This is a genomic window from Winogradskyella sp. ECml5-4 (assembly GCF_036903175.1).
GTDB lineage: Bacteria > Bacteroidota > Bacteroidia > Flavobacteriales > Flavobacteriaceae > Winogradskyella > Winogradskyella damuponensis.
The window spans coordinates 284,594-304,032 of the sequence record NZ_JAYJLF010000006.1; the positions used below are offsets into that span (position 1 = coordinate 284,594).

Here is a 19,439-nt window from a genome sequence, read left to right on the forward strand (position 1 = left end):
ATGTAAAAAAGGATTGCTATTTAGCGATCCTTTTCTTTTTTAAATACAATCTCTTTTACAGTGCCATCACAAGATAAAAGCATACCTGTAATGGTGTCATTTTTACCTTTTATAAAATGATAAAGCGTTCTATCATTATTTCCAAATTGATTTAACTGAACAGGATGTAAATTTACGTTTTCCTTTTCTGCATAAGTTAATTTAAGCATTGCGTCTTCTTCAAAAAAACGATAAACAACATCCAATTCTTCAGAATAAAAATTACCTACAAAATCTGAGACTTCAACAGATTCAGCATCAATAAAGTTAGCCTGTTCAAAATAAAATGGTGTTCCACCAAATGAAATAATCATATCGTGAGATACTGAAGGTGTAAAATCGTATTTCACATTTTGGCTTTGCGTTCTATGAAATTTATTTTCGTCATATTGCACAAGAGCTGCAGCAGTTCTTCCCATAGAGCCAACTGATTTTAGCGTGTCATTTTCTACAAATATTTTCATAGTCATATCACTATTAATTTCTTTGTATTCGCCAATAAATTCTTTAAAATTTTGTGCCTTGAATACCATTTCCTCTTCCTTTTCATTTTTAATTCTTTCGCCATTTTTCATCAAAATATCTAAAATTTGATACGCTATTCTTGGAGCATCTATCCCTTGTGAATTAGTTAGAACTATAATGCCTATTTGCTTTTCTGGAACTGTAATTAATTGTGAACGTCCACCAAAACCAAATCCGCTGTGATTTATAGTTTCATAACCTTTATAATTATCTAACATTAATCCACGTGCATATTTCGCTTTCTTGCCTGAAATTAGTGTTTCAGTCGTTTTTAAAAATTCCGCTAAAGATTTAAATTCTAAAATCTGGTCATTCAGCATTTGCATCCAAATAGCCATATCATTTACTGAAGAACCCATGCTTCCTGCACCATAACTCAATTGGTCATTTGTATAAAACCTATAACCATCTCGATGTTTTTGATAACCAACCGCTTTATTACTAATGGGTTTTCCATGTTCAACTCTTACAAAAGTTGAATTCATTTTTAAAGGATTCAAAATTTTCTCTTTCAAATACTCATTCAGGTTTTGCCCTGAAATACGCTCAATAATAATAGCCAATAAATTATAATTGGTATTAGAATAGCTCACTTTTTCGCCAACTAAATGGTTTAAATTTTTCTGTTTAATGGCTAAATCTAAAACCGTATTATTATCGTAATAATGAGTATCATAATCAAAACCTGCCAAGTACATTAATGTCATATAATTACGAATACCACTCGTGTGGTTCAGTAAATGTTTTATTCTAATGGTTTCTTCGTACTCTGGAAATTCTGGCAAATACATTCTAATATCATCCTCTAAACTGATTTCACCATCATTTGCCAAAGCCCAAATAGCCGAAGCTGTAAATTGTTTTGCAATGGATGCTAAACTAAAAACGGTAGAATCAGAATTCTTAATGTTATAATCTAAACTAGAAAGCCCAAAACCTTTAGAATAGATTGATTTTCCTTTATTTATAACTTTTACACTCAATCCTGGCGTATCATTAGAAACATATGTTGCTAACAATTCATCAATTTTTTGATTTGCATTTGTTTGTGCTTTTGAACTTAAAAAGACAAATACACCAATCAATAAGCACGCGTTTCTTAAATTGAACATTGCTTATATTTTTGATAGAAATAGGTTGGAATCAGTCCGAAATTAAGAAAGAGAAAGCCAATAAAAACAATGATTCCTCTGTATGGCCAAGTTAAAAACTCGAACATAGCACCAATACCGAGAATAAAAAAAGTAATGAATCCGAGGATGTAAAATGATTTCTTCATGATAAAATGATTTAAGAAAATTTATGAATAGATTTTTTATAGCTCGCGTAAAAATGAACTGGTAGTATGACTAATACTGCAATGACAATAGCGCCAAGTAACCAAGCATTAGCATAAGGCCATTGCATCATTTGAAAAACCAAACTAACCACCAACAATAAAATCACCATAAATCCTGCAGAGAATTTCAACTTATTGAATGTCATAAGTTGCTTCGCAAACTTTTGATAATTGGTTTCTAATTGTAAATTCTGAAAACTAGAATACCCACCAAATTTCTGCAACGCTTGTTGATACAATGCATTAAAATCATTAGAATTTTGATGCTCTATATACGTACAGATATGGTCCAGTAAATCCTCTCTTAAATCTTTATTTTTAACACCATATAAGGTTAAATTATTTTCAATAAAAGTGATATGCTTTTCTGATAATTCCATGATTATATCGGTTTTGGATTAAAAATTAAATTTAAGGTCTCAATAAAATCATTGATTTCTTCAGTAACAGTCTCTACCATTTTCTTCCCTTCTTTAGTGACTTTATAATATTTCCGAACACGCTTACCAATAAAAACCTTTTCAGTTTCTAAAACCTTTTTTGCTTCAAGCTTATGTAAAATGGGATATAATGCACCTTCCGAAATATCTATTTTTCCTGAAGTCATCGTTTTCACTTCTTGTGTAATCTCGTAACCATACATTCTACCCTTTTCATTTATAAGTTTTAAAATGATAGGTTGCAATGTTCCTTTTGTTAATTCTTTACTATACATATCACAAATATACATTTTATATAAATGTATCCTAATAAAATGTGTATTAAATATTTTAATGACTAATTATAAGTTTTTCTTTAAGAACAATGCGTTGTATCTTTGTAACTAGGAATTAAGCCCATGTTAGACGTACAAAAAATAAGAAAAGACTTCCCCATTCTCAATAGAACGGTTAATGGGAAACCACTCATATATTTCGATAATGCTGCAACTTCGCAAACACCTCAGCAAGTCATTGATGTTATTGTAGATTATTACAGCAATTACAATGCAAATATTCATAGAGGCGTGCATAGTTTAAGCCAGGAAGCAACGGATGCTTACGAGCAAGCACGTATTAAGATTCAGAAACATTTTAATGCTAAACACAGTTACGAAATCATTTATACTGCTGGCACAACGCATAGTATTAATTTAGTTGCTAACGGATTTTCTTCACTCTTAAAAAAAGGAGATGAAATTATTGTTTCTGCTTTAGAGCACCACAGTAATATTGTGCCATGGCAAATGCTTTGTGAGCGTACAGGAGCGAGTTTAAAAGTCATTCCTATGAATGAAAATGGCGAATTAATTCTTTCGGACTATGATGCGCTTTTAAACGAACACACGAAATTGGTTTTTGTAAACCATATTTCAAATGCTCTTGGCACCATAAATCCTATTGAATCTATTATAGAAAAAGCACATGCTGTTGGCGCTGCTGTTTTAATTGATGGCGCACAATCTTGTCCGCATTTAAAACCAGACGTTCAAGCGTTAGATGTTGATTTCTATGTCTGTTCTGCCCACAAAATTTGTGGACCAACAGGAGTTGGTATGTTATACGGAAAGGAAGAATGGCTAAATAAATTACCACCTTACCAAGGAGGAGGCGAAATGATTGCAGAAGTGTCGTTCGAAAAAACGACTTATGCTGGACTACCTCATAAATTTGAAGCTGGTACACCAAACATCTGTGGAGGCATTGCTTTTGGAGCCGCTTTAGACTATATGAATAACATAGGCTTCGAAAATATTGCCAAATACGAAAATGAACTTTTAGACTACGGAACAGAACAGTTACTTAAAATTGAAGGTTTAAAAATTTACGGCACAGCAAAAGAGAAAACCTCTGTAATATCTTTTAATGTAGGCACTATTCATCCTTATGATATTGGAACCATTTTAGATAAAATGGGCATCGCAGTGCGTACAGGTCATCATTGCGCGCAACCTATTATGGATTTTTATAAAATTCCAGGTACCATAAGAGCTTCTTTTATGTTTTATAACACCAAAGAAGAAATTGACACATTTATTGTGGCGCTTAAAAAGGCAATAATGATGTTATCTTAGACTTTGGCATCAAATATGTATCTTACAGTATAAAATATTATACAGATGAAAATTTTAGTTAGTTTATTTATGCTTTTAGCCACATTAAATTCTTGTGATTCGTCTAAGAAAGCAATAGAAAATAGCAAAAAAATGCAAGAACCAATTTCTGGAACCTACAACATAACACAACTTGGAGATACGGATGTTTCTTCAAATAAAATTGTAATTAATTTTGACGACACCAATAATAAAGTCGCAGGATTTGCAGGTTGTAATAGCTTCTTCGGGAATTATTCAATAGAAAATAATACGATATCTTTTGGTAGTATTGGTTCATCAAGAAAATTATGTCCTAACCCAATAATGAATATTGAAAACCAACTCTTAAAAGCCCTGAATTCAGTTACTTCATTTTCAACACAAGACAATGAAATTTCGTTCTATTCAAATGACACTGTTGTTTTCAAAGGAACAAATAGCATTACCGCATCTAAAAGAAGTGCTACTGTAAACTACGAAGACAATACTACTGTTAAATATCAAACTGTAGCGAGAGGCTCTTTTAACTACATCACGATTTCAAAAACAAAACTATTAATTTCAAAAGATCAAAATCTTCAGAAAATAGATAAATTTAATACAGACCCTGAAGATTGGAAGGCTTTAAACAAATTGATTGAAGCTGTAGAAGTTGAAACCATTCATAATTTAGTTCCTCCGTCTACAAAGCATCAATACGATGGAGCTCCTCTCGCTACTTTAGCTATAATACATGGTGATGTACAATACATGACACCAGCTTTTGACCATGGAAATCCACCAGAAGCTGTAAAAGCTTTAGTTAATAAAGTGTTATCCATTAAAGAAAACACCGTTAAAAACTAACGATTTTGTAATTTTGCACAAAAGAATGAGACTATGACTATTGAAGAAGTACAAAATGAAATTATAGATGAGTTTTCTATGTTTGAAGATTGGGAAGAACGCTACCAATACATGATTGACCTAGGAAAAGACTTGCCTTTAATTGATGAAAAATACAAAACTGAAGACAACATAATAAAAGGTTGCCAAAGTAAAGTATGGGTTCATGCTAATTTAGAAGGTGATAAGATAAACTTTACAGCAGATAGTGATGCTATTATTACAAAAGGCATTATTGCAATATTAATTAGAGCTTTTTCTAATCAGCATCCTACAGCTATTATTGAAGCCAACACTGATTTTATTGATAAAATAGGATTAAAAGAACATTTATCACCAACTAGAGCCAATGGCTTAGTGAGCATGATAAAACAACTAAAATTGTATGCTATTGCGTACCAAACACAATTAAATTAAGTGGGTTACTACTGAGTCCTTTTACAGGTACAATTAACACACCTATTTAACAACAAAACAACTAAATTATGAGCGACACAACTATAGATACTGCAATGTTAGGCGAAAAAATACTAAGGGTTATAAAAACGATTTACGATCCTGAAATCCCTGTAGACATCTACGAATTAGGATTAATCTACGATGTTTTTGTAAACGAAGATTTAGAAGTAAAAATTCTAATGACCTTAACAACACCTAACTGTCCTGTAGCAGAAACATTACCTTTAGAGGTTGAAGAAAAAGTAAAATCTATCAACGAAGTTAAAAATGCCGAAGTAGAAATCACTTTTGATCCACCTTGGTCTCAAGACTTAATGAGCGAAGAAGCGAAGTTAGAACTTGGGATGCTTTAACCTAAATTTCTAAATGCCAAGACACAAACCCACATCATTAAAAGACGATCAAAAAACAAACATTAAATCGTCTTTTAATGCTTTAATCTATATTCCTCGATTTTTCAAAGAAATTTGGAAAGTTAACAAAAGCCTCTTCTTATTATCCGCTTTTTGTAGGCTTATTGGCGCCTTACTTCCTGTTGTTATTTTATGGATTGGTAAATTAATTATTGATGAAATTATTTTACAAATTTCACTTGATAATCCAGAATATTACACACTGTGGACCTATGTTGCCGTTGAGTTTGGCTTAATTATTCTTTCAGATTTAATAAGTAGAGCTATTTCATTAACTGATGGTTTACTTGGTGACGAATATAATATTGCAACTTCTGTCACCATCATAAAAAAAACCAATCAAATTAACATTAGTTTACTCGAAGACTCAGAGTTTTACGATAAACTAGAACGTGCCAGAACGCAAACTACAGGTAGAGTTGCGTTAATGTCTAACGTACTTGGACAAGCACAAAGCGCCATTTCCATCACCACACTTATCGCTGGTTTAATTTATTTTGAACCTTACCTAATTATTCTTCTTGTTTTAAGTATAATTCCTTCGTTTATAAACGAAGTACGCTATAGCCAACGACAATATTCTTTGGCTCGAAGCTGGACTTCTGAACGACGCGAATTGGATTATTTACGTTTTATTGGGGCAAACGACAAAACCGCTAAAGAAATTAAACTTTTTGGCTTAACTGATTTTGTGGTCAATCGCTTTAAAAACCTTTCTGAAGAGTATTACCAACTCAACAAAACATTAGCCATTAAACGATCTGCTTTAGGGTTTCTGTTTAATGTATTAGGCTCTTTAAGTTATTATGGAGCTTATGTATTTATTATTTATCGTGTGCTATCGGGAGCAATAACACTTGGTGAATTAACATTTTTATCCGGTTCTTTTAATCGCTTAATGCGAAACCTTCAAGATTTCTTTTCAAAATTTACTCGAATTTCAGAAAGCGCCTTATACCTTAAAGATTATTTTGATTTTATAGACATTTCAATTGTTTCAAAAGTAAAAGAGAATATGCCGCTGCCAAAGCACATTACTAAAGGCTTTGAGTTTAAAGATGTCCATTTTGCGTATCCTAATTCTGAAGTAGAAATTTTAAAAGGCATAAGTTTTAATCTTAAAGCTGGCGAAAAATTAGCTTTTGTTGGTCAGAATGGCGCAGGAAAAACGACGTTAATAAAACTACTATTACGATTCTACGAACCTACATCAGGTGAAATTCTATTGGATGGCATCAATATTAACCGCTTTAATATTGCCGAATATCAAGAATATTTTGGTGTTATATTTCAGGATTTCTTTAGATATGAATTTACAGTGAGAGAAAATATAGCTATTGGAAATATTGACGAATTAGAAAACCAATCTAAAATTGAAAATGCCGCAGAATTAAGTTTGGCCAACGATGTTGTTGCCGAGTTAAAACATGGCTACAATCAGCAATTAGGAAAGCGATTTTCTAACGGTCAGGAATTATCTGGGGGACAATGGCAAAAAGTGGCTTTAGCAAGGGCATATATGAAAAATGCTGAAGTTATGATTCTGGACGAACCCACGTCTGCATTAGACGCTAGAGCAGAAAGTGAAGTATTTGGACGTTTTATAGGTTTAACAGAAGGCAAAACAAGTATTATTATTTCACATCGTTTTAGCACTGTTCGCCAAGCCAACAGAATCTTAGTGCTAGAACACGGAAAAGTATTAGAAATAGGCACACACGAAGAACTTATGACGAATAAAAACTTGTACTCTGAATTGTTCTCACTACAAGCCGAAGGCTATCAGTAAAATAATTACCTTTACAATATGGCAGAAGAGATTATTAATAGAGTTGCTAATAGCAAATTAAAAGTCGTTGACCTAGAGGATTACTACCCAAAAGGCAATCGTATTCTTTTTGATATTAAAGATTGGCTACTAGAAGGTTTGGTGCTTAGAGAAAAAGAGTTTAGAATCTTTGTTGCAGAACATGATTGGTCGCAGTACCAAGATTATTATGTCGCTCTGCATTGTTCAACAGACGCTATTGTACCTGACTGGGCTTATATGTTAATTTCAATAGAACTACAACCCTATTCTAAATTATCAATTATAGGTACCTTAGAAAACTTAGAATCTATTTTGTATAGTGAAATCATTTCTAATTTAGAGGTTTCAGAATTTAAAGATGCACCTGTAATTATAAAGGGATGCTCACATAAGCCAGTGCCTTCAAATGCTTTAGTACTACTTTCACAAAAATTAAAACCTATAGCTAAATCTATTATGTTTGGTGAAGCTTGTTCTTCTGTTCCATTATTCAAAAAAAAATAAGTATTTTAATGTGACTTTTATTAAGTATGAGTGTCTTAATAATAGGGGTTTTATCGAAAATAAATATAACCAAAAATCAATAAACCCTATATTTGCAAATTCAAATTTTTAAAACAATTATTACTTAATAAATTTAATCCATTATGAACAAGAAATTATTTCTTTCCCTTATCCTATTGTTTGCTGTAACTACTATCACTTTTGCACAAACAAAAGAAGAATTACAAACGCAAAAAGCTGAAAAACAAGCTGAAGCAGATAAATTTCAAAGCGAAGCTAATGCTTTACAAGCGCAAATAGATGCTTTACCAGGTTGGAGAGTTGGTGCTTTTGGTACTATTGGTGGAAACCTATCTAACTTTAACGATTGGTATTCTCAAGCTGCACCAAATAATATAACAGGAAATATTGGAATCACTTTTAATGCTTACGCGAATAAAATTGAAGACAAATATTTTTGGAGAAACTCGCTTAACACTAACCTTGCCTGGGTAAAATTAGATAACAAAGACACAGAAGATGATAGCGATAATTTTGAACCTACATCAGATGTTTTTAATATTTCATCATTGTACGGTCGTAAATTAAACGAAAAATGGGCTATTTCTGGTTTAGCAGAATACAGAACTACACTTTTAGACAACTTTAATGATCCTGGATTTTTAGATCTTGGTGTTGGTGCTACTTGGACTCCTATTAATAATCTAATAGTAGTAATTCACCCTCTAAACTACAACTTTGTATTTGCCGATAATGATGCTGCTTTTGAATCTTCCGCAAGTGCTAAGATTGTGGCTGATTATACTAGACAAATTGGAGCTATTAACTTTAAATCTAACTTCTCTACATTCCAAAGTTACAAAGATAGCGACTTATCTAACTTTACTTGGACTAACTCATTTAGCTACACACTATGGAAAATGATTGGTGTTGGTTTTGACTTTGCCTTAAGAAGCAACAAACAAGAAGCAGCTAATTACCAAGCTGTAGACTTAAAAGATGCTGATAATAAACTACAATCGTATTATACAGTTGGTTTAAGCTACAAGTTTTAAGACTAAAAAAATATAAATTAAAAAACCTGTTTAGATTTAAATCTAGACAGGTTTTTTTTTATTCTTCTAATTAAACGTTTTCTTTTTCTCTTTCTTCTTAAACAAGCGTTTAATAAAATTGTCCCGTTTTGTAGATTCACAATTCAAATCATCTAAAACTTGTTGTGATGGTTTTTCAAAACTCGCATTAGTCACGGACTTAAAATTACTATCTGCATTTAGCTTTTGATAAAATTTAGCAAATATTGGTAAAGCTGAATTAGCTCCTTGTCCCAATGCTGTGGACTTAAATCCTATAGAATGGTTATCGTTACCAACCCAAGTAACTGTTACCAAGTTTGGTGTTAAACCAACAAACCAGCCATCTTTATTATCTTGGGTGGTTCCTGTTTTTCCAGCAATTTCATTTCTTAATCCATACACGGTTCTCAATCTAGAAGCTGTGCCTTTATTAACCGTAGATTTCATCATTTCTAAAAGTACTTGCCTAGTATAATCGCTATAAGCTTCTTTTTGAGATATTTTTGGTTCAAATGTAGCTATAACGTTTCCAAATTGATCTTCAATTTTAGTGATATAATAAGGGCTTACCGCTTTACCTTTGTTTAAATAACTTGCGTAAGCACCTGTTAAATCCTTCAAACTAATCTCTGCAACACCTAAGGCTAAAGAAGGTTCATTTGGTAGTTCTTTTGAAATACCTAATTTTTCAACTTGTTTTAAAACCTTTGGAATACCAACGTTTTCTAAAACCTTAACAGAAATAGTATTAACAGAATTGCTTAATGCCTTTTCTAAAGTGTAATTTATATAAGGATCTTCATCAGAATGACCAGAATTACTCGGTGTCCAGTTATCATAATTTGTATAAGTGACTTTATTTAATGAAAAATAAGTACATGGATCTAAGCCATTTTCTATAGCAGCTGTATAGACAAAAGGTTTAAACGTAGAGCCTACTTGACGCTCACTTTGTGAAATATGATCGTATTTAAAATACCTGTAATCTATACCGCCAATGTAAGTTCTAACTGCACCTGTACTTGGCTCTACAGATAACATTCCTGTGTTTAAAAACTTCAGATAATGCTTTAAACTATCCATTGCAGATAATGTTTTAATAGTATCTCCTTTCCAACTAAATAAATCAATAGGCTTTTTAATCTGCAATGAATCTTTTATTTGGGCATCGGTTAAACCATTCTCCTTATAAATCTTCACTTGAGGCAACTTTTTAATAGCACTTTCTATCAAGTTTTTATTGGTTTCCCAAGGTGCGTTTTTCCCATAAGATTTTTCAAAATCTGCCTGAAGCGTACTGATATGCTCTTTCATAGCAGCTTCTGCCAATGCTTGCATTTTGTAATCTAAAGTCGTGTGAACAATTAATCCATCCTTATAAAGGTTATATTTTTCTCCTTCTGACGTTTTTAAAGTGTCTAAAATAGATTCTAATTGCTTTTTTACTTCGGCTCTAAAATAAGGAGCTAAACCCAAATCGTGATTAAAGGAACGGTACTCTAATTTTAAGTCTTGATTTGAATAGTATTTTAACGAATCTTGCGACAGGTAATTATAATTTACCATCTGACTTAACACCACATTCCTTCTACCTTTACAGCGTTCTGGATGTAGTCTCGGATTGTAATACGTATTTGCTTTTAAAGTACCAACCAAAGTAGCAGCTTCATTTATAGAAATATCCTGTACTGATTTGTTGAAAAATTTACGTGATGCACTTTCTATACCATAAGTATTATCAGAAAAAGGAACCGTATTAAGGTATAACGTTAATATTTCTTCTTTAGAATAAACTTCTTCTATGCGTTTTGCAACTATAGACTCTTTAAACTTATTAATAAGCATACTAAAGAAAGCATAATTCTTTCTACCATAAAGATTTTTTGCCAATTGAAGTGTTATGGTACTTCCGCCTCCTGCTGACTTATCTTGAAGAATTAAATTCTTTACAAATACGCGCATTAAACTAATATTATCAATGCCATCATGCTCGTAAAACCTAGAGTCTTCAGTGGCTATTAATGCCTCAATAAGATGCTTTGGAACATCTTCATACTTTACGGGCTGCCTATCATAGATATAATATTTACCTATTAATTTCTGGTCTTTATCTAAAAGTTGTGTGGCTTGTTCTTGCTTTATAGAACCGACGTCTTTTAATGTTGGCAGTTTTCCAAATAATCCTGCATATATGCTCATGTAAAGCCCAAAAAGAAATACCAAAACAACAGCTACTATTAGAGCTATCCATTTTATCCATTTATTTTTTAATGCTTTTTTTATCCCAGTTTTAAAACGTGGCAGAAAAAAACTCATATATAAGGAATATTTTTAGTCTATATCTTCAACGTCTGGATATAGGAAATGATTGTATGGAAAACGTGTTACATGAATTTCTCTTACTTCTTTATAAACCCGTTTTCTAAATTCTTCCATATTCTCTTTGTTTAAAGCAGAAATAAATAAGGCATTATCACCAACTCTAGACATCCATGTCTTTTTCCATTCTTCAATCGTATAGTTAGCTTTAGTGCGCTCATCAACTAAATTATCATCATCAAAAGGTTCTGCCTCATAAGCATCAATTTTATTAAAGACCATAATAGTTGGCTTGTCTTTACTTTCAATTTCGTCTAAAATCTGATTTACAGAATCAATGTGCTCTTCAAAATTGGAATGAGAAATATCTACAACATGAAGCAATAAATCTGCTTCTCTAACTTCATCCAACGTACTTTTAAAGGAATCTACGAGTTGCGTCGGTAATTTTCTAATAAAACCAACCGTATCACTAACTAAAAAAGGAAGATTTCCAATAACCACTTTTCTAACAGTAGTATCTAGGGTCGCAAATAGTTTATTTTCTGCAAATACATCACTTTTACTAATTACGTTCATCAACGTAGATTTACCCACATTTGTGTATCCAACTAAAGCCACACGGACCATTTTCCCTCGATTACCTCGCTGAACGGCCATTTGTTTATCAATCGTTTTTATTTTAGCTTTAAGTAAGGCTATTTTATCACGTACAATACGTCTATCTGTTTCTATTTCTGTTTCACCTGGCCCACGCATTCCTATACCACCTTTTTGTCTTTCAAGGTGCGTCCACATACCTTTTAATCTTGGTAGTAAATATTCGCATTGTGCTAATTCTACTTGCGTTCTTGCATAACTGGTTTGTGCACGTTGCGCAAAAATATCCAAGATTAAATTGGTTCTGTCTAGAATTTTACAGTTAAGAATTTTACTGATGTTACGTTCTTGAGCTGGCGATAATTCGTCATCAAAAATTACAGTTCCAATATCATTTGCTTCTACAAACTGCCTTACATCCTCCATCTTACCTGTACCTATAAACGTTTTAGGGTTTGGCAATGCCATTTTTTGGGTGTAGCGTTTTATAACTTCACCACCGGCCGTAAAGGTTAAAAATTCCAACTCATCTAAATATTCTTTAGACTTCTCTTCATCTTGATTTTGAGTTATTACACCAATAAGTACAACCTTCTCTAAAGCAATATCTTTTTTCTCTATCATAAGTACAAAGTTAAGCAAATGGATTATTCTTAATAATATTTTAAAAACCTATATTTATTGCCATGAACAATAATTCTGAAATTTACACAATAGCATTCTATAATGTTGAAAATTTATTCGACACAACTAACGACCCATTAATTCATGACAATGATTTCTTACCCAACTCATTAAAACGATGGACTCCAAAACGTTATCAAAAAAAAATTTTAAAACTTGGAACCGTAATTTCTAAAATAGGTGAAGAAAATACAACAAATGCACCAATTATTGTTGGTTTGGCCGAAGTAGAAAACCAAAAGGTACTTTCAGACTTAGTAAATAGCAAAAATTTAGTTGATGAAAATTACAGCTTTGTGCATTTCGACTCTTTAGATGAAAGAGGGATTGATGTGGCTCTACTATATAAACCTGATGTTTTTAAAGTTGACTACTCTGAAACCTTTTCGGTTTATCTTCAAAACGATATGGGATACCAAGACTATACTAGAGACATTCTACTTGTAAAAGGCCAACTAAATAATGAAAACATAAGCATTATAGTTAACCATTGGTCTTCACGCAGAGAAGGCACTAAAGAAACCGAATTTAAACGTATAGCAGCAGCAAAAGTCGTAAATTCTGTCATTGAAACACTAGAAAAAGAAGACCCAAACACCAAAATTATTGTTATGGGAGATTTTAATGATAATCCAAATTGCAAAAGTCTGATATTACTAGAGGAAGAAAGTAAGCTTTACAACCCTTTTAAAACAGTTTGGTCTCGAGATAACGGCAGTTTAAATCACAGGTTTCAGTGGAATTTATTTGATCAAATTTTATTCTCAACCAATTTCTTTGACACCAATAATTCTAACTTAGATTTTAAAGACGCACAAGTATTTAATAGTAAGTTTCTTACTCAATACGAAGGCAAGTACAAAGGACAACCATTTCGGACTTTTGTAGGTAACAAATATAAAGGAGGTTACAGCGATCATTTCCCTATTTATATTCAATTAAAGCCTTCATAAAAAATAGCTAAACCATTTATCGATTATTACGGTAGTTAATCTATTATACCATTGTTAACATCTTGTTAATAGCCATTTTTTATATATTCGAGTTCGCATAGTTTAAAACGTCCAACCAACGTCAACAATGCACAATTACAACACATTATTTTAGAAACACAGAAAAGCCTTCCATAACCCGGTGGTTATAAGGTCATTAAATAATTTTAATAAACCTATTAATAATGAAAAAAAGTACTTTACTACTATTTGCACTTTTCACTATACTTTTTCAAGTTAATGCACAAGTGACTATAGGAGCTGGTAATTTGCAGACTGAGAATGCGCCTTTTGAGCCGTATTTTGGGTATTCTTATGCGCAAACTATCTATTTGGCTTCTGAAATTAATGCTAGTGGAACTATCACTGATATCCAATGGTATTATAGTGGAACTTCTGCTTTACCATCTAGTCAAGATTTAACAATCTATATGGCGGAAGTTGCGAAAACAGAATTTGCATCAACAACAGACTGGGAACCCATAGCTTCTTTTACAGAGGTATATGCTGGAGGTATTACTGTTACAGCCGGAACAGAAGGTTGGGTAACACTAACATTAAACACTCCATTTAATTATACTGGTACAGGAAATTTAATAATTGCAACAAAAGAAAACTCTGCGGGTTATGATGAATTTGGTGATGACTTCTACAACTCTCAAGTCACTACTAACAGAACAATATCTTATTATGGCGATTTTACAAATCCAGATCCTGCAGATCCGCCAACGGCTAGTAATATTGATAGTACAATTCCAAATATTATTTTAGGTGGAATTACTCAGGCTTGTCCAAACCCTTCTGACATAAGTGTTACAGGTGTAACGGCAACTGAAGCTGTAGTATCATGGACTGAAAATGGAACATCAACCATTTGGAATATTGAAATTGTTGAATCTGGAACTGCCCCTACTGGCACACCAACGGCGACCAATGTACCAAACCCTTATTCCGTAACTGGTTTAAATGCTGTTACTGGTTATGATATATACATTCAATCGGATTGTGGCACTGAACAGAGTGCTTTCTCTGGACCTGTGACATTCACTACTTTGTGTGACATCTTTATTCCAGATTACATGCAAGACTTTACAACCATTATTCCTGATTGTTGGGAGGTGGCTAGTGAAGGTGACCCAACCTCTGGTCCAACCGATTTTGGTAATAGTTCATGGAATTCAGATAATTTTCTTAATAATGGTACCCCTTCTTATAATATAAATGTATACGGTTCAGCTTTTGCTAGTTTCAATGATTGGATTATAACACCTCAATTTGATTTAACTGGAGGTCCTTTTCAAGTAGAATTTGATTTTGGAATTACAGAATGGCTTAGTTCTACTGTAGCAGGAACCTTAGGTTCTGATGATACTGTACAATTATTGATATCAAATGATAATGGAGTAACATGGGTTAACTTATTAACCTATGACAATACATCTGTTATTCCTATTGCGGGTGTACACCCAGTAATTAATTTAACAGCTTATAGTGGTCAAATAGTACAATTTGCAATATATGCCACTAGTGGAACTGTAGTTGATTCAGCTGATAATGATATTTTTGTAGATAACTTCCAAGTAAGAAACATACCTACATGTCCTGAACCTCAAGACTTAAACGTAACAGGTGTTATTTCAAATGAAGCTGAGTTTTCTTGGACGGAAGGCGGAACAGCTACAAATTGGAATATAGAAATTGTACCTACAGGTACAGCACCAACAGGTACTCCTACAGAAATGAATGTTTCTAACCCATATGTAGTCACTGGATTAGATGCTATTACAACTTACGATTTTTATGTACAAGCCGTATGTGGACCTGGCGATGACAGTTCTTGGACTGGTCCTCTAACGTTCACAACCTTATGTGATGTTTTTGTACCAGACTATTTACAAGATTTTACAACAATTACACCAGATTGTTGGGATGTAGCTGATAATGGTGATCCTACAACGGGCCCTACAGATTTAGGGAACAGTTCATGGGTTGCTGATGAGTTTTTAAATATAGGTGCCGATGATGGTGCTTACAAAATAAATCTGTTTTTTAATAATAAGAGCGACTGGCTTATTTCTCCTCTTTTTGATTTAACAGGCGGTCCGTTTCAAGTAGAATTTGATTTTGCAATAACTGATTGGAATAGCAGTTCTAACCCTGGAACATTAGGATCTGATGATTTAGTTCAATTATTAATGACTAATGATGGTGGAGCAACTTGGATTACACTTGTAACTTATGATAGTACATCTGTTGTTCCTATTACTGGCGCTCATCCAGTTGTTAATTTAACAGCGTATAGTGGTCAAACTGTTCAGTTCGCAATTTACGCTACAGATGGATCAATAGATGATTTGGGTGTAGATGTAGACGTTTTTGTAGATAACTTTCAAGTAAGAAATATCCCTTCATGTCCAGAACCATCAGATTTATCTGCAAACAACTTAAGTTTAACATCTACTGAAGTTGCTTGGGTAGAAAATGGTACAGCAACATCTTGGAATATCGAATATGGTGAGCAAGGCTTTGCATTAGGAACTGGGACAACTGAAACAGGTGTAACAACCAACCCTTTTACACTAACAAGCTTAACACCTGACACCTACTATGAGTTTTACGTACAAGCCATATGTGGTCCTGGCGATGAAAGTTCTTGGACTGGTCCTTTAGAGTTCTTTACTGGGTATTGTGAATCTGTTCCATCTAGTAATGATGGTGATGGTATAAATAATGTAACTGTTGGGGTTACAACTTTCCCTAGTGCTGGAGACTTAACCTATGAAAATTTCACATCTACGGTAGTGAATGTTTTTCAAGGTTTAGATACTACAGTAGAGATTGAATTTGACCATGGATTTACATATGACACTAATATCTGGATAGATTTTAATGATAATTTAGTTTTTGAAGATACTGAATTAGTTTTCCAAGGGGCAAGTGATGGTATTGGCGATCCTCAACTATATGATGCATCTTTTATAATGCCTTTAACAGCTCCAATAGGAGAACACAGAATGCGTATTGCTGGCGCTGACTTTGGTCAATTAGTACCTGATCCTTGTTATACTGGCACTTGGGGTATTACTTTAGATTTTACAGTAAATGTTCAAGAATTATTATGTACTCTTGCCGAAGCAAATTACACTACGGTTCCAGATTGTGCAAATGATCAATTTTATATTGATGTAAATATTACAGACTTAGGTGATGCTACATCATTAGAGATTTCTAATGATTATGATAACACAACAGAACAGGCATTTGCTGTAGACACTTATCAAGTTGGTCCTTTCCCATTTGGAAATGCAGTAAAAATATTTGTAACTAATGAGCAAGACACTAATTGTGTTATTAGCAGTGATATATACAATGTTTTAGCATGTCCACCAGTTAACGATGATTGTGTAGGTGCTATTGAAGCTGTTGTAAATGCTGGGGAATCTTGTAATCAAGTAAATTCAGGTACCATTTTAGCAGCAACTCCATCTGGCGTACCAGGCGCAAGTTGTGGAGGAACACCAAATGATGATGTTTGGTTTCAATTTACAGCATTAGGAGAGCAGCAAATTATTGAAATACAAAACGTAGTTGGAGGAACATTTAATATAGACCATGCTGTATACGAAGGTTCTTGTGGTACTCTTACTGAATTGTATTGTTCTGCTGACGACTTTAGTATAACACCAGCTTTAACCCCTGGAGAAACATACTACATTAGAATTTTCTCTGCTGGATCTAGTCCTGAAACAAGCACATTTGACCTTTGTATCGGAACAATAGGAGTACCAACATATTGTTTAGACGCATTACCTATCTGTGCTGACCCAGATATTGAATACGAAAGTGTTGTTGGTGACCAAACAGCACCACCATACCTAGATTACGATTGTTTAGGTTCTCAGCCAGATCCACAATGGAATACTATTAATTTTGATGATCCAGGAGACTATGTATTTACTTTAGAACAAACAAATGCTGCTGGTACTGGTTTAGATATTGACTTTATAGTATGGGGACCTTTTGTAGACCAACAAGGTGGCTGTGTAGAGTTATTACCAGAAACAATAGCCGACTGTAGTTTTTCTGCTGTTTCCTCTGAAACAATTACACTTACAGATGTACCTGCAAACTCTGTATATGTTCTTTTAATAACTAACTACTCTCAACAATCTGGTACTTATACTTTTGTACAAGATTCTGGTCCAATAGACGGAACAAATTGTGACGTAGTTTGTGATGTAACATTAAACTTAGAAGGAGCACCTGTTGAAGATAGTATAGAAGATGTAACTCAAATAGACGAAGTATTTAGTTATTGTGGTTATGATACTGGTGTGCTTTTAGAAGCTACAACGGTTTACAATGTTGATTCTTATTTATGGTATTATAATGGTTTTCCAATAGAAAATTATGATGAACCAACATTAACAGCAACTGAATCTGGTACATACCAAGTTCAAGTATTAGGCGGTATATGTGATCAAAGTTTAACTTACTTCTCTGCTTATATTCAAATTAATTTTTACGACGATGCAGATCCTGTTTCACCTCAAAACATTACAGTATGTGATGGACCTGAAGCTGATGGGTCTGAGTCATTCAATTTAGATGATTTAACAGCATCTCTAAACCTAGATGGTTTTACAGTAACTTATTATACAGATGTTAATGATGCCAATCAAGGTATAAATGCAATAACATCAACTAGTGACTATGTATCATCTGGAGAAACTCTTATTATAAGAATACAAGATACTGACGCTGCTAATGATCCTGATTTAGTTGGATGCTTTGATTTATCTCAAGTAGATTTAGTTGTTAACGAAAGACCTACAATTAATCAACCAGCACCATTAGCTGTCTGTGATGATATGGATGGCAACATCGATGGTACAACAGAGTTTGATTTAACATCTATCAGTAGTGAGGTTACAACTGATCCAAATATAGTCGTAACATATCATACATCTCAAGAAGATGCTAATGATGGCATAGGTGATGTAACTAGTGCAACATACTCTAGCAATGGTGAAACACTTTATATTAGAGCAGAAAACTCTACAACAGGATGTTATGACACTACAACATTTGAAATTGAAGTAAATATGCCACCAATGGCTGAGTTTGACCCTCTAACTGTTTATGAGGTATGTCCTAATGCTACTGTACCAATTTCAATTAATGTTGTACCAGATAATTTCACCGATTCTGATGTTTCAGTTAGTTGGACCTTAGATGGTAGTCCATTTACAGGAAACAGCCTAACATTAAACAATGTATTGGTTGCTGGTACATACGAAGCAACAATCACATTTAATAACAGTGGATGTTCTATTTCTATAGAAACAACGGTTGTAGAATTAGAGTCTTGTATATTCCCTGAAGGTATTTCACCTAATCAAGATGGAATGAATGATTCTTTTAACTTAAGCAGTTTTAATGTTACCAAACTCGAAATATTTAATAGAAACGGTACATTGGTATATTCTAAAGACAACTATGTTGATGAATGGGTAGGACAAACCAATGATGGTGATGAGTTGCCTGTAGGGACTTACTTCTATACTGTAGTTTACGAAGGTGGTGCAAAATCAAAAAGTGCTTGGGTATACATTAACAGATAATCAACTAACAGAATCAACTTTATATAATGAAAAAACTCTCTATTATAGCGGTTTTGCTTTTAGCATTTCAGATGCATGGGCAACAAGACCCTCAGT

General features: G+C 33.3%; 15 protein-coding genes. 9 read left to right on the forward strand and 6 right to left on the reverse strand.

Going from position 1 to position 19,439, the window contains the following annotated elements:
• Window positions 1-20: 20 nt before the first annotated feature.
• The 4 genes from VDP25_RS07495 to VDP25_RS07510 are packed head-to-tail and all read right to left on the reverse strand — an operon-like array spanning window position 21 to window position 2,618.
• A complete protein-coding gene (locus VDP25_RS07495) occupies window positions 21-1,676 on the reverse strand; it encodes a serine hydrolase domain-containing protein (RefSeq protein WP_334468361.1) in 1,656 nt (551 codons plus the stop codon).
• Window positions 1,664-1,843: a hypothetical protein gene (locus tag VDP25_RS07500; protein WP_092466156.1), complete on the reverse strand. Its 180-nt coding sequence runs from the start codon at window positions 1,841-1,843 to the stop codon at window positions 1,664-1,666. Before VDP25_RS07500 ends, VDP25_RS07495 begins: the two co-directional genes overlap by 13 nt.
• Before the next feature lie 11 nt (window positions 1,844-1,854).
• A complete protein-coding gene (locus VDP25_RS07505; protein WP_334468368.1) occupies window positions 1,855-2,283 on the reverse strand; it encodes a hypothetical protein in 429 nt (142 codons plus the stop codon).
• 2 nt (window positions 2,284-2,285) lie between these two features.
• A complete protein-coding gene (locus VDP25_RS07510) occupies window positions 2,286-2,618 on the reverse strand; it encodes a PadR family transcriptional regulator (protein ID WP_115817209.1) in 333 nt (110 codons plus the stop codon).
• Window positions 2,619-2,741: 123 nt separating this feature from the next.
• Here VDP25_RS07510 and VDP25_RS07515 point away from each other — a divergent pair, with 123 nt between their 5' ends.
• From VDP25_RS07515 to VDP25_RS07545, 7 genes are all read left to right on the forward strand, one after another.
• Window positions 2,742-3,956, forward strand: a complete 1,215-nt coding sequence (locus VDP25_RS07515; protein WP_334468372.1) for an aminotransferase class V-fold PLP-dependent enzyme — start codon at window positions 2,742-2,744, stop codon at window positions 3,954-3,956.
• Between the two features lie 45 nt (window positions 3,957-4,001).
• Window positions 4,002-4,823: an META domain-containing protein gene (locus tag VDP25_RS07520; protein ID WP_334468373.1), complete on the forward strand. Its 822-nt coding sequence runs from the start codon at window positions 4,002-4,004 to the stop codon at window positions 4,821-4,823.
• A 33-nt stretch (window positions 4,824-4,856) separates the two neighbouring features.
• On the forward strand, window positions 4,857-5,279 hold the full coding sequence (locus tag VDP25_RS07525; RefSeq protein ID WP_215928271.1) for a SufE family protein: 423 nt from the start codon (window positions 4,857-4,859) through the stop codon (window positions 5,277-5,279).
• A gap of 68 nt (window positions 5,280-5,347) precedes the next feature.
• Window positions 5,348-5,674: an iron-sulfur cluster assembly protein gene (locus VDP25_RS07530; RefSeq protein WP_215928272.1), complete on the forward strand. Its 327-nt coding sequence runs from the start codon at window positions 5,348-5,350 to the stop codon at window positions 5,672-5,674.
• A gap of 13 nt (window positions 5,675-5,687) precedes the next feature.
• Entirely contained in the window at window positions 5,688-7,523 is a 1,836-nt protein-coding gene (locus tag VDP25_RS07535) for an ABC transporter ATP-binding protein (RefSeq protein ID WP_334468377.1), read from the forward strand.
• A gap of 18 nt (window positions 7,524-7,541) precedes the next feature.
• The gene (locus VDP25_RS07540; RefSeq protein WP_334468380.1) at window positions 7,542-8,048 is read left to right on the forward strand and encodes a DUF2480 family protein; all 507 of its coding nucleotides are present in this window, start codon (window positions 7,542-7,544) and stop codon (window positions 8,046-8,048) included.
• Window positions 8,049-8,191: 143 nt separating this feature from the next.
• Window positions 8,192-9,103 carry a DUF3078 domain-containing protein gene (locus VDP25_RS07545; protein WP_334468382.1) on the forward strand — a complete coding sequence of 304 codons (912 nt, stop codon included), beginning with the start codon at window positions 8,192-8,194 and terminating at the stop codon, window positions 9,101-9,103.
• A gap of 66 nt (window positions 9,104-9,169) precedes the next feature.
• On the opposite strand, the gene VDP25_RS07550 is transcribed toward VDP25_RS07545, so the two are convergent.
• Both VDP25_RS07550 and hflX read right to left on the reverse strand, forming a co-directional pair.
• Window positions 9,170-11,440: a transglycosylase domain-containing protein gene (locus tag VDP25_RS07550; RefSeq protein WP_334468383.1), complete on the reverse strand. Its 2,271-nt coding sequence runs from the start codon at window positions 11,438-11,440 to the stop codon at window positions 9,170-9,172.
• Between the two features lie 15 nt (window positions 11,441-11,455).
• Entirely contained in the window at window positions 11,456-12,667 is a 1,212-nt protein-coding gene (gene hflX, locus VDP25_RS07555) for a GTPase HflX (protein ID WP_334468385.1), read from the reverse strand.
• A gap of 62 nt (window positions 12,668-12,729) precedes the next feature.
• Between hflX and VDP25_RS07560 the strand changes: the two genes are divergently transcribed.
• Together VDP25_RS07560 and VDP25_RS07565 are read left to right on the forward strand one after the other, a co-directional pair.
• Window positions 12,730-13,680 carry an endonuclease/exonuclease/phosphatase family protein gene (locus tag VDP25_RS07560; RefSeq protein WP_334468387.1) on the forward strand — a complete coding sequence of 317 codons (951 nt, stop codon included), beginning with the start codon at window positions 12,730-12,732 and terminating at the stop codon, window positions 13,678-13,680.
• Window positions 13,681-13,904: 224 nt separating this feature from the next.
• Window positions 13,905-19,343 (forward strand): fibronectin type III domain-containing protein, encoded by a 5,439-nt coding sequence (locus VDP25_RS07565; RefSeq protein ID WP_334468389.1) that lies wholly within the window; start codon window positions 13,905-13,907, stop codon window positions 19,341-19,343.
• Window positions 19,344-19,439: the final 96 nt, after the last annotated feature.

Excerpts from the sequence above, each read along its gene's own strand:
- VDP25_RS07495 (WP_334468361.1), bottom strand. The coding sequence starts at position 1,676 with ATGTTCAATTTAAGAAACGCGTGCTTATTGATTGGTGTATTTGTCTTT.
- VDP25_RS07500 (WP_092466156.1), bottom strand. The coding sequence starts at position 1,843 with ATGAAGAAATCATTTTACATCCTCGGATTCATTACTTTTTTTATTCTC.
- VDP25_RS07505 (WP_334468368.1), bottom strand. The coding sequence starts at position 2,283 with ATGGAATTATCAGAAAAGCATATCACTTTTATTGAAAATAATTTAACC.
- VDP25_RS07510 (WP_115817209.1), bottom strand. The coding sequence starts at position 2,618 with ATGTATAGTAAAGAATTAACAAAAGGAACATTGCAACCTATCATTTTA.
- VDP25_RS07515 (WP_334468372.1), top strand. The coding sequence starts at position 2,742 with ATGTTAGACGTACAAAAAATAAGAAAAGACTTCCCCATTCTCAATAGA.
- VDP25_RS07520 (WP_334468373.1), top strand. The coding sequence starts at position 4,002 with ATGAAAATTTTAGTTAGTTTATTTATGCTTTTAGCCACATTAAATTCT.
- VDP25_RS07525 (WP_215928271.1), top strand. The coding sequence starts at position 4,857 with ATGACTATTGAAGAAGTACAAAATGAAATTATAGATGAGTTTTCTATG.
- VDP25_RS07530 (WP_215928272.1), top strand. The coding sequence starts at position 5,348 with ATGAGCGACACAACTATAGATACTGCAATGTTAGGCGAAAAAATACTA.
- VDP25_RS07535 (WP_334468377.1), top strand. The coding sequence starts at position 5,688 with ATGCCAAGACACAAACCCACATCATTAAAAGACGATCAAAAAACAAAC.
- VDP25_RS07540 (WP_334468380.1), top strand. The coding sequence starts at position 7,542 with ATGGCAGAAGAGATTATTAATAGAGTTGCTAATAGCAAATTAAAAGTC.
- VDP25_RS07545 (WP_334468382.1), top strand. The coding sequence starts at position 8,192 with ATGAACAAGAAATTATTTCTTTCCCTTATCCTATTGTTTGCTGTAACT.
- VDP25_RS07550 (WP_334468383.1), bottom strand. The coding sequence starts at position 11,440 with ATGAGTTTTTTTCTGCCACGTTTTAAAACTGGGATAAAAAAAGCATTA.
- hflX (WP_334468385.1), bottom strand. The coding sequence starts at position 12,667 with ATGATAGAGAAAAAAGATATTGCTTTAGAGAAGGTTGTACTTATTGGT.
- VDP25_RS07560 (WP_334468387.1), top strand. The coding sequence starts at position 12,730 with ATGAACAATAATTCTGAAATTTACACAATAGCATTCTATAATGTTGAA.
- VDP25_RS07565 (WP_334468389.1), top strand. The coding sequence starts at position 13,905 with ATGAAAAAAAGTACTTTACTACTATTTGCACTTTTCACTATACTTTTT.